The sequence below is a fragment of the Streptomyces sp. NPDC056628 genome (assembly GCF_042792555.1).
Classification (GTDB): Bacteria; Actinomycetota; Actinomycetes; order Streptomycetales; family Streptomycetaceae; genus Streptomyces.
In genome coordinates, this window is the sequence record NZ_JBHTWG010000011.1 from 179313 (window position 1) to 188938 (window position 9626).

11 protein-coding genes are annotated in these 9626 nt (G+C 73.4%); 2 read left to right on the forward strand and 9 right to left on the reverse strand.

Annotation, left to right across the window (positions count from 1 at the left end):
* Positions 1–27: 27 nt before the first annotated feature.
* Genes ACFRAC_RS17050 through ACFRAC_RS17060 form a run of 3 tightly spaced genes read right to left on the reverse strand, consistent with a single transcriptional unit; the run spans position 28 to position 2082 of the window.
* Positions 28–933 carry an NAD kinase gene (locus ACFRAC_RS17050; protein ID WP_382924681.1) on the reverse strand — a complete coding sequence of 302 codons (906 nt, stop codon included), beginning with the start codon at positions 931–933 and terminating at the stop codon, positions 28–30.
* A complete protein-coding gene (locus ACFRAC_RS17055) occupies positions 930–1745 on the reverse strand; it encodes a TlyA family RNA methyltransferase (protein ID WP_382924682.1) in 816 nt (271 codons plus the stop codon). The genes ACFRAC_RS17050 and ACFRAC_RS17055 overlap by 4 nt, the downstream gene beginning before the upstream one ends.
* A gap of 7 nt (positions 1746–1752) precedes the next feature.
* A complete protein-coding gene (locus ACFRAC_RS17060) occupies positions 1753–2082 on the reverse strand; it encodes a hypothetical protein (RefSeq protein ID WP_382924683.1) in 330 nt (109 codons plus the stop codon).
* Positions 2083–2124: 42 nt separating this feature from the next.
* Between ACFRAC_RS17060 and ACFRAC_RS17065 the strand changes: the two genes are divergently transcribed.
* Entirely contained in the window at positions 2125–2472 is a 348-nt protein-coding gene (locus tag ACFRAC_RS17065) for a sterol-binding protein (RefSeq protein WP_382924684.1), read from the forward strand.
* Here the strand turns inward: ACFRAC_RS17065 and ACFRAC_RS17070 are convergent.
* From ACFRAC_RS17070 to ACFRAC_RS17085, 4 genes are all read right to left on the reverse strand, one after another.
* On the reverse strand, positions 2456–3322 hold the full coding sequence (locus ACFRAC_RS17070; RefSeq protein ID WP_382924685.1) for an ABC transporter ATP-binding protein: 867 nt from the start codon (positions 3320–3322) through the stop codon (positions 2456–2458). The two genes, ACFRAC_RS17065 and ACFRAC_RS17070, sit on opposite strands and share 17 nt — an antisense overlap.
* Positions 3319–4338 carry a FecCD family ABC transporter permease gene (locus ACFRAC_RS17075; RefSeq protein WP_382924694.1) on the reverse strand — a complete coding sequence of 340 codons (1020 nt, stop codon included), beginning with the start codon at positions 4336–4338 and terminating at the stop codon, positions 3319–3321. The genes ACFRAC_RS17070 and ACFRAC_RS17075 overlap by 4 nt, the downstream gene beginning before the upstream one ends.
* Positions 4339–4409: 71 nt before the next feature.
* Positions 4410–5453 carry a FecCD family ABC transporter permease gene (locus tag ACFRAC_RS17080; protein WP_382924686.1) on the reverse strand — a complete coding sequence of 348 codons (1044 nt, stop codon included), beginning with the start codon at positions 5451–5453 and terminating at the stop codon, positions 4410–4412.
* 69 nt (positions 5454–5522) lie between these two features.
* On the reverse strand, positions 5523–6551 hold the full coding sequence (locus ACFRAC_RS17085; RefSeq protein ID WP_382924687.1) for an HAD hydrolase-like protein: 1029 nt from the start codon (positions 6549–6551) through the stop codon (positions 5523–5525).
* Positions 6552–6623: 72 nt separating this feature from the next.
* Here ACFRAC_RS17085 and ACFRAC_RS17090 point away from each other — a divergent pair, with 72 nt between their 5' ends.
* Positions 6624–7916 (forward strand): DUF1015 family protein, encoded by a 1293-nt coding sequence (locus ACFRAC_RS17090; protein WP_382924688.1) that lies wholly within the window; start codon positions 6624–6626, stop codon positions 7914–7916.
* 54 nt (positions 7917–7970) lie between these two features.
* Here ACFRAC_RS17090 and ACFRAC_RS17095 read toward each other — a convergent pair whose 3' ends face one another.
* Both ACFRAC_RS17095 and ACFRAC_RS17100 read right to left on the reverse strand, forming a co-directional pair.
* Positions 7971–8705, reverse strand: coding sequence for a hypothetical protein (locus ACFRAC_RS17095; RefSeq protein ID WP_382924695.1), 735 nt, complete (start codon positions 8703–8705; stop codon positions 7971–7973).
* Complete coding sequence (locus ACFRAC_RS17100; protein ID WP_382924696.1) at positions 8597–9493, reverse strand: hypothetical protein; 897 nt, start codon at positions 9491–9493, stop codon at positions 8597–8599. Before ACFRAC_RS17100 ends, ACFRAC_RS17095 begins: the two co-directional genes overlap by 109 nt.
* Positions 9494–9626 lie beyond the last annotated feature (133 nt).

The window sequence follows — 9626 nt, forward strand, 5'->3', positions numbered from 1 at the left end:
GCGTCCGGCGTGATCGGCGGGAAACTCCTAGTGGGGCGCCCCACGCCACCCGGAGACGGGCAGCGCGAACTTCGCCACCAGCCGGTCCGTGAAGGACGCGTGATGCAGCCGGGCCAGCCGTACCGGCACCGCTCCGCGCCGCACCTCGACCCGCGCCCCCGGTGGCAGTTCCACGGTCCGCCGCCCGTCGCACCACAGCACCCCCGGCGGGATGTGCGGCAGCACCTCCACGGCGAGCACCGAGTCCGGCGAGGTCACCAGCGGCTTCGCGAACAGGGCGTGCGCGCTGATCGGCACCATCAGCAGCGCCTCGACCTCCGGCCACACCACGGGCCCGCCGGCCGAGAAGGCGTACGCCGTCGACCCGGTCGGCGTCGACAGCACGATGCCGTCGCAGCCGAACCCGGTGACCGGCCGCCCGTCGATCTCCAGCACGACCTCGAGCAGCTTCTCGGCGGAGACCTTCTGCACGGCCGCCTCGTTCAGGGCCCAGTCGGTGTGCACGATGTCGCCGTTCTTGTGCACGACGACGTCGACGGTCATCCGCTCCTCGACCTCGTACGCCTTGCTGACGACCCGGTCGACGACCTTGTCCAGGTCGTCACGCTCGGCCTCCGCGAGGAAGCCGACCCGCCCCAGGTTGACGCCCAGCATCGGCACGCCGGACGCCCGCGCGAACTCGGCGCCGCGCAGCAGCGTCCCGTCACCGCCGAGGACGATGAGCAGCTCGCAGCCGTCGAGGCACTGCGGGGTCGCCTCCTTGACGAGTTCCACCTCGTCCGGCAGCGGCAGGTCCTCCGCCTCGGCCTCCAGCACCCGCACGCCGATCCCCGAGCGCAGCAGGCCGCCGACCACGAGTTCGGCGCTGCGGATGGCCGCGGGCCGCCCGGTGTGGGCGAGCAGGAAAACAGTACGAGCTCGGTTCGGTGTCAACGCGGCCCCTCCGCCACTGCACGGTCGATGTCGGCCGGGTCCGGAGCGGGCGCCCCGGCACGCAGCCACAGAAAGTACTCCACGTTCCCGGACGGTCCCGGCAACGGACTGGCGGTGACCCCGTTCACCCCGAGCCCGAGCCCCCAGGCCTTCCCGGCCACCGTCCGCACGGCCTCCGCCCGCAGCTGCGGACTCCGTACGACTCCCCCACTGCCCAGCCGTTCCTTCCCCACCTCGAACTGCGGCTTGACCATCATCACCAGATCGGCGTCCGGCTTCACGCACCGCACCAGGGCGGGCAGCACCAGACCGAGCGGGATGAAGGACAGATCTCCGACGACAAGATCCACAGGCTCCCCATCGATCGCATCGAGCGTCAACTCGCGTACGTTCGTACGGTCCTTGACGGTGACACGTTCATCGCTCTGCAGAGTCCAGGCGAGTTGTCCGTATCCGACGTCCACGGCGACGACGTGCGCGGCGCCCGCCCGCAGCAGGACGTCCGTGAAACCGCCCGTGGACGCGCCGGCGTCCAGGGCGCGCCGGCCCTCCACGACGAGCCCCTCCGGCACGAACGCCGCCAGCGCGCCCGCCAGCTTGTGCCCGCCGCGGGAGACGTAGTCGGGGTCGCTGTCGTCGGCCCGCACGACGATGGCGGCCGCGGTCTCGACCTGGGTGGCGGGCTTGATCGCCACGGTCTTGCCGACGGTGACCCGCCCGGCCGCGATCAGCTGGCCGGCGTGCTCGCGCGAGCGCGCCAGCTTGCGGCGGACCAGCTCCGCGTCCAGACGGCGGCGTGCGACTCCTGCCACGTTCGGTTCAGCTCCTGTTTCGGTACGGCGGAGAGGGCGCCGGGGGTCCCGGGCGGGCGTCGAGCGCGGTGAGCGCGTCGCGCAGCCCTCGGTGTACATCCTCGTACACCTCGAGGTGCCCGTCGGTCGCCAGGTGGTCGGCGTCACCCAGCCGCTCCAGCCAGGCGTCCACGTCCGCGTTCCCGGTGGGGACGCGCGGGACGTCCAGCGGGGCGGGGGCCGCCGGGTCGTGCTCCGGTCCGACCGGGCCGTCCGGCTCCACGGCGGGCACGGCGGGCACGGACTCCACGACCGCCTCGTCGACCGGTGTCGTGGCCTCGGGCACAGAGTCGCTCATGCCCAGACGCTACCGCGAACCGCTGGGGTACCGTCGATCCCGATGGCCACGATCGAGGAGTGCCGTGCCGCACTCGAGAAGCTCTCGGAGTCCATGCAGCGTGCCGAGGGGGACGCCCGCGCCGCGACCGCCCTGGACCGCTCGGTGAGCTGCCACATCACCGACCTGGACGTGACGTTCACCGGCCGGATGACCGGCGGCCTGATCCACGTCGACCACACCCTCCAGGGCCCGCCCCGCGACAAGGCGCAGATCCGCCTGAGCATGACCGGCGACGACCTGGTCGCCCTGGTCGCCGGCGAACTGCACTTCGCCAGGGCCTGGGGTGCGGGCCGGGTCAGGCTGCACGCGGACGTCCGCGATCTGCTGCTGCTCAGGAAGCTCCTGTGACGGACGCCTTCGCGCGGGCCCTGCGGGCCGCCGGCACCACCAGCGGCGTGCCCGTCTCCGGGTCGTCGATGACCTGACAGCGCAGCCCGAAGACCTCCTCGACCAGAGCGGCCGTCACGACGTCCCCCGGAGCGCCCTCGGCGACGACCCGCCCGTCCCGCAGAGCGATGAGGTGGGTGGCGTACCGGGCCGCGTGGTTGAGGTCGTGCAGCACGGCGACGAGGGTGCGGCCCTGCTCCTCGTGCAGCTCCGCGCACAGGTCCAGCACATCGATCTGGTGCTGGATGTCCAGATAGGTCGTCGGCTCGTCGAGCAGCAGCAGCGGCGTCTGCTGGGCCAGCGCCATGGCGATCCACACCCGCTGGCGCTGCCCGCCGGACAGCTCGTCGACATACCGGTCCGCGAGCTCGGCCACCCCGGTCTGCTCCATGGACTCCCGGACGACCCGCTCGTCCTCGGCCGACCACTGGCGCAGGATGCCCTGGTGCGGGTATCGGCCGCGGCCCACGAGGTCGGCGACCGTGATGCCGTCGGGCGCGATCGAGGACTGCGGCAGCAGGCCCAGGATGCGCGCGACCTTCTTCGGCGGCATCGACTGGATCGCCTTGCCGTCCAGCAGCACCCGCCCCTCGGCCGGCTTGAGCATCCGCGACAGGGCGCGCAGCAGCGTGGACTTGCCGCACGCGTTGGGGCCCACGATCACGGTGAAGGAGCGGTCGGGTATCTCCACCGACAGCTGCTCCGCGATGACCCGCTGGTCGTAGGCGAGGGTGACGTTGTCGGCGGACAGGCGGTTCACTGTGCTCCTTCGGTTGTTCGGCCCGTGGGTCGCCTCGCTGCCGGCGCTCATATCCGGCCCGCCCTGCGCTCGGTGACCAGCAGCCACAGCAGATACACGCCGCCGAGCACGCCCGTCACCACGCCCACCGGCAGCTGGTCCGCGCCGAAGACCCGCTGGGAGGTCCAGTCGGCGGTGACCAGGAGGGTGGCGCCCATGCACAGCGAGGGCAGCAGGTTCGGGCCGGGCGAGCGGGTCAGGCGCCGGGCCAGCTGCGGGGCGGTCAGTGCCACGAAGCTGACCGGGCCGGCTGCGGCGGTGGCGGCCGCGGTGAGCAGTACGGCGGCCAGCATCAGCAGCAGCCGGACCCGCTCGACCCGTACCCCGAGGGCGTACGACACGTCGTCGCCCATCTCCATCATCCGCAGCGCGCGCCCGTTGCCGAGGACGAGCGGGACGAGCACCGCGCACAGGCCGAGCAGCGGCCATACCTGCTCCCAGTCCCGGCCGCTGAGCGATCCGGTCATCCAGACCACCGCGCGGGCCGCGTCGACCATGTCGGCCTTGGTCAGCAGATAGCCGTTGACCGCCGTCATGATCGCCGACATGCCGATGCCGACCAGGACCAGCCGGTAGCCGTGCACGCCCCGCTTCCAGGCGAGCAGATAGATCGCCAGCCCGGTCGCGAGACCGCCGACGAGGGCGCCGACGGTCACCTGGCGGGCGTCCCCGGAGACCAGCACGATCACCACGAGCGCCCCGGCCGTGGCGCCCTGGCTGAGCCCGAGGATGTCGGGGCTGCCCAGCGGGTTGCGGGACAGCGCCTGGAACAGCGCCCCGCCCAGTCCCAGCGAGGCGCCGACCAGCAGGGCGACCAGGACCCGCGGCAGCCGCATGTCGGTGACGACCAGTTCCTGCCCCGGGTTGCCGTCGCCGAGCAGGGTCCTGATGACGTCCCGTGTGGTGATCGGGAACTCGCCGGTGCCGATCAGCAGGACGCTCGCGCCCAGCGCGGCGGCCAGCAGGACGACGACCACGGTCAGCGCCCGCACGTCCAGCCGGACGGAGAGCCCGCCCGGGGTCCGCACGGCGCGCGCGGCGCGACGGAGCTCGGCCGGGGTTCCCTCCTCGGCGCGCGGCGCCTGCTTCGATGCGGTGCTCACAGCTGGGCCGTCCTCCGCCGTCGTACGAGAAAGATGAAGACCGGTCCGCCGAGGATCGCGGTGACGATGCCGACCTGGAGCTCCGACGGCCGCGCGACGATCCGGCCGATCACATCGGCGCCGAGCAGCAGCACGGGCGACAGGACGGCCGCGTACGGCAGGATCCAGCGCAGGTCCGGGCCGGTGAAGGAACGCACCACGTGCGGCACCATCAGCCCGACGAACACGATCGGCCCGCAGGCGGCGGTCGCCGCACCGCACAGCACGGTGGCCGTGAGCATCGACAGCACCCTGGTCCGGTTCAGACGGGCGCCGAGGGCCCGAGCGGTGTCGTCGCCCATCTCCATCGCGTTGAGCGGCCGGGCCAGGCCCAGCGCGAGGACCATGCCGACGACGAGGAACGGCAGGACCTGCCGGATGGTCGAGTCCGTCGCCGAGGTCAGCGAACCCACCGTCCAGAAGCGCATCCTGTTCAGCGCCGCACTGTCCAAGATCATCACGGCTTGCAGATAGCCGTACAGGGCGGCGCTGATCGCCGTCCCCGCGAGCGCGAGCCGCACAGGGGTGGCACCCCGGCTGCCGCCGAGGAACCAGACCAACGCCCCGACCGCCGCCGCGCCGGCGAACGCGAACCACACATAGCCGCTCAGGCTCGTGACGCCGAGAAAGGTGATGGCCGTGACGACCGCGGCGGACGCCCCCGCGTTGATGCCGAGCAGCCCCGGATCGGCCAGCGGGTTGCGGGTGAGGGCCTGCAGAACGGCCCCCGCCAGCCCGAGCGCGGCCCCCGCGAGCACCCCGAGGAACGTACGCGAGATCCGGTCGTCGACGACGACGTCGGCATAGGTGCCCGTGCTCGCGAACAGGCCGTGCCAGACCTCGCCCGGCGACAGCTGTTTCGCCCCGACGGCGATGCTCGTCAGCACGACGGCCACCAGGATCAGGACGGAGACCGGCAACCCGACGGCACGCACCGCCCGTCGGCCCGGTGCCACGGGCACCGACCGGGCGCGCTCTTGGGGAGGACTGTCGACCAACACGCAGTTAGGTTAGCCTAGCCTGCCAATCGGCGATGATGGTCTCCCGGACGGCGAGGATCCTCCACGGCGTCACAGCCCCAGCCGCGCCAGCGCCTTCTGCGCGTCGAGCGTGCAGGCGCCGTCCCCGGCCCACGCCCAGGCGGCGGCGCACAGGGCGCGCAGCCCGTCCATGGCCGCGCCGTCCCCGTCGAGGTCCAGCCGCTCGCCGCGCGCCGAGGCCGTCCAGCCGCCGCACCGGAACCCGTCCCCCTCCGCGGTGACCTCCGGCTGCTCGGTGAGCAGCCCCCGCAGGTCCGCGTCCACATACGTCGGCCGGTGCTGCGGCGGCGCGGCGAGCAGCTGGGCGCCGTCCGTGACACCGGTCAGCACGAGCAGCGAGTCCACCCCGCCGTTGAACGCGCCCTCGATGTCCGTGTCCAGCCGGTCCCCGACCACCAGGGGCCGCACGGCACCCGTCCGCAGCACGGTCTCCCGGTGCATCGGGGGCAGCGGCTTGCCCGCCACCTGCGGCTCCGCACCGGTGGCGATCCGCACGACCTCCACCGCCGCGCCATTGCCCGGGGCGATCCCGCGCGCGCTCGGGATCGTCAGATCCGTGTTCGACGCGAACCACGGCACACCGCGCGCGATCGCGTAGCTCGCCTCCGCGAAGCGGCCCCACGGCAACTCGGGCCCTCCGTACCCCTGCGCCACCGCCGCCGGGTCGTCGTCCGCCGAGTCGACCGGCACGAGACCGCGCTCGCGCAGCGCCACCCGCAGCCCCTCCCCGCCGATCACCAGCACCCGGGCACCCTCCGGCACCTGCTCGCTGATCAGCCGCGCGACGGCCTGCGCGGAGTTGATCACGTCGTCCGCGCCGGTCGGTATGCCCAGCTCCGTCAGATGCGCCGCCACGGCGTCCGGGGTGCGCAGCGCGTTGTTCGTGACGTACGCCAGGTGCATCCCGCCCGCCCTGGCCGCCGCGAGCGAGTCCACGGCGTGCGCGATCGCGTCACCCCCGGCGTACACCACCCCGTCGAGATCGAGCAGCGCCGTGTCGTACGCCTCGCTCAGCACCTGGCCACTGCCCTCGGGCCTCGTCCTGACGCTCTGGCTCATCCCGCATCGCTCCTCGTTCGACGGCTTTCCCCCGATCATCCCCCATGCCACCGACACCCGTACGATGCCGGGATGAACACAGCAGGTCACCCGGAACCACCGGCGGGCCCCGGCCTGGAACTCACCCCGTTCCGCGGCCTTCGCTACGACCCCGACCGGGTCGGCGGTCTGGCGGCCGTGACATCGCCGCCGTACGACGTCGTCGTACGGCCCGACGGCCTGCACCACCTCCAGGACGCGGACCCGTTCAACATCGTCCGCCTCATCCTGCCGCAGGCCGAGAGCCCCGTCGCCCGCAACGAGCAGGCCGCGAAGACGCTGCGTCACTGGCTGTCCGAAGGCATCCTCAGGGCCGACCCCGAACCCGCCCTGTACGTGTACGAGCAGCGCTCCGACGACGGCATGCTCCAACGCGGCGTCATCGGCGCGCTGCGCCTGTCGGAACCGTCCGAGGGGCTCGTCCTGCCGCACGAGGACGTCATGCCGCACGTCGTCGCCGACCGCGCCGCCCTGATGCGCGCCACCTCGGCGAACCTCGAACCCCTGCTGCTCACCTACCGCGGCGACGGCACGGAGACCGACACCACCGCGGTCATCGAGCGCACGGCCGCCCGGTCGCCCCTGTTCGCCACCACCACGGAGGACGGCCACCGCCACCGCCTGTGGGCGCTCACCGACCCCGCCGACCTGGCCCACGTGCGCTCCGACCTGGCCCGCCGGCAGGCCCTGATCGCCGACGGCCACCACCGCTGGGCCACCTACCTGCGACTGCGGGACGAGCACCCCTCCCCCAGCCCCTGGGACCACGGCCTCGTCCTCCTGGTCGACACGGCCCGCTACCCCCTGCGGGTGAGGGCCATCCACCGTCTTCTGCACGACCTGGCGCCGGCCGACGCCCTGGCCGCGCTCGACGGCCACTTCCGCGTACGCCGCCTCGACGCGCCCCTCGCCGGGGCGCTGGAGCACCTGGCCGACGCGGCCCGGGAGGGCAACGCCTACCTGCTCGCCGGGGACGGCGCCTTCCATCTCGTCGACCGGCCGGACACCGCCCTGCTCGACCGCACGGTCCCCGCCGAACACCCGGCGGCCTGGCGCACCCTGGACGCCACCGTCCTGCACGCCACGCTCCTCGCCCACGTCTGGCGGATCGCCGAGGACGACCCGGCCCGCATCGCCTACATCCACGACACGGCCGCCACCGTGCGCAAGGCGGAACGCGACGGCGGTACGGCGGTGCTGATGCACCCGGTCCGCGAGGACGTCGTCCGCGACCTCGCCCGCCAGGGCGTGACGATGCCGCGCAAGTCGACGTCGTTCGGCCCGAAACCGGCCTCGGGCCTGGTGCTGCGCGCCCTGGACGTCTGAGAACGTCGAAGGGGCGGGACCCCAGCCGGGATCCCGCCCCTCCTCACACGTCACTCACTCGTCGTCCGCCGGCGTCGCCGCGTCACCGCCGTCGCCCTCGTCCTCCGACTCGTCGATGGCGTCGACGAACTCGACACCGTCCAGCTCCGCGAGCCGGTCCGAGGCATCCGTGCTGCCGTCCTTGTCGGCCTCCACGGCCTTGGCGAACCACTCCCGCGCCTCGCCCTGCCGCCCGGCGGCGAGCAGCGCGTCCGCGTACGCGTACCGCAGTCGCGCCGTCCACGGCTGGACGGAGTTGGACGCGAGCTCCGGGCTCTGCAGCGTCACGATCGCCGCGTCGAGCTGCCCCATGTCACGCCGGGCGCCGGCCGCGACCAGCCGCATCTCCACCTGGCCGGCCTTGTCGAGCTTGTGCACCTCGGGCGCACCGGCCATGTCCAGCGCCTTCTCCGGACGCCCGAGCCCACGCTCGCAGTCGGCCATGAGCGGCCACAGCTCCACGGTGCCGGTCATCCGCCGCGCGGCACGGAACTCCGCCAGCGCCTCCGCGTACTTCTGGTTGGCGTACGCCGCGAAGCCCGCCGCCTCCCGAACGGCCGCCACGCGCGACGCCAGCCGCAGCGCGACCCGCGAGTAGCCGTACGCGCCCTCGGGGTCCTCGTCGATCAGCCGCGCGACCATCACCAGGTTGCGGGCCACGTCCTCCGCGAGCGTCTTCGGCAGGCTCTGGAGCTCCTGCCGCACGTCCTTGTCGATCTCGTCGCCCGTGACGTCCTCGGGGATCGGCAGCCGCTTGATCGGCTCACGGTCACGGTCCCGCTCGTCACGGAAGCGCCCACCGCCCCGCCGGTCGTCCCTGCGGTCGTCGCGCCGGTCGTCCCTACGGTCGTCCCGCCCACGGAACCCTCCGGGGCGGCCCCCGCGGTCGTCCTGGCGAGGCCCACGCCCACCCCGGTCGTCCCGCCCACGGAACCCACCGCGGTCGTCACGGCGGTCATCGCGGCGGTCGTCCCGACGGTCATCACGGCGGAAGCCAGCCCGCTCACCGTCGCGTCGATCGTCACGGCGGTCGTCACGACGGAAGCCAGCCCGCTCACCGTCGCGTCGGTCGTCACGACGGTCATCGCGGCTTTCGTCACGACGGAAGCCGCGATCGCGGTCGCCACCCCGGTCGTCCCTGCGGTCGTCGCGCCGGAACCCACGGTCGCGGTCGTCGCGGCGGAACCCGCCACGATCGCCGCCACGATCGCCGTCACGGCGGTCGTCCCTGCGGAAGCCGCGGTCCCGGTCGCCGCCACGGTCGGCACGGTCGCCCCGGTCGTCACGCCGGAACCCACGGTCCCGGTCGTCATCCCGGCGAAAGCCGCGGTCCCGGTCCCGGTCGTCACGGCGCGGTGCGCCCGGCCGGTCGTCGCGACGGAACCCGGGACGCTGCCCGCGGTCGTCGCCAGGGCGAGCGTCCCTGCGGTCGTCACGGCGATCATCGCGACGGTCGTCACGCCGGCCGTAGCCGCCGCCGCTACTGCTGCTGCCCCCGCCGCGGTTGTCATCGCGGCGATCGTCACGCCGGTCGTCACGACGGTAGGACGGACGGTCCCCGTCACGACGGAAACCACGGTCCCGGTCCCGGTCGTCACGGCGCGGTGCGCCCGGCCGGTCGTCGCGACGGAACCCGGGACGCTGCCCGCGGTCGTCGCCAGGGCGAGCGTC

Bases quoted from the DNA above. Each gene is read 5' to 3' on its own strand.
- ACFRAC_RS17060 (WP_382924683.1), bottom strand. From the start codon at position 2,082: ATGAGCGACTCTGTGCCCGAGGCCACGACACCGGTCGACGAGGCGGTC.
- ACFRAC_RS17090 (WP_382924688.1), top strand. From the start codon at position 6,624: ATGAACACAGCAGGTCACCCGGAACCACCGGCGGGCCCCGGCCTGGAA.
- ACFRAC_RS17070 (WP_382924685.1), bottom strand. From the start codon at position 3,322: ATGAGCGCCGGCAGCGAGGCGACCCACGGGCCGAACAACCGAAGGAGC.
- ACFRAC_RS17065 (WP_382924684.1), top strand. From the start codon at position 2,125: ATGGCCACGATCGAGGAGTGCCGTGCCGCACTCGAGAAGCTCTCGGAG.
- ACFRAC_RS17085 (WP_382924687.1), bottom strand. From the start codon at position 6,551: ATGAGCCAGAGCGTCAGGACGAGGCCCGAGGGCAGTGGCCAGGTGCTG.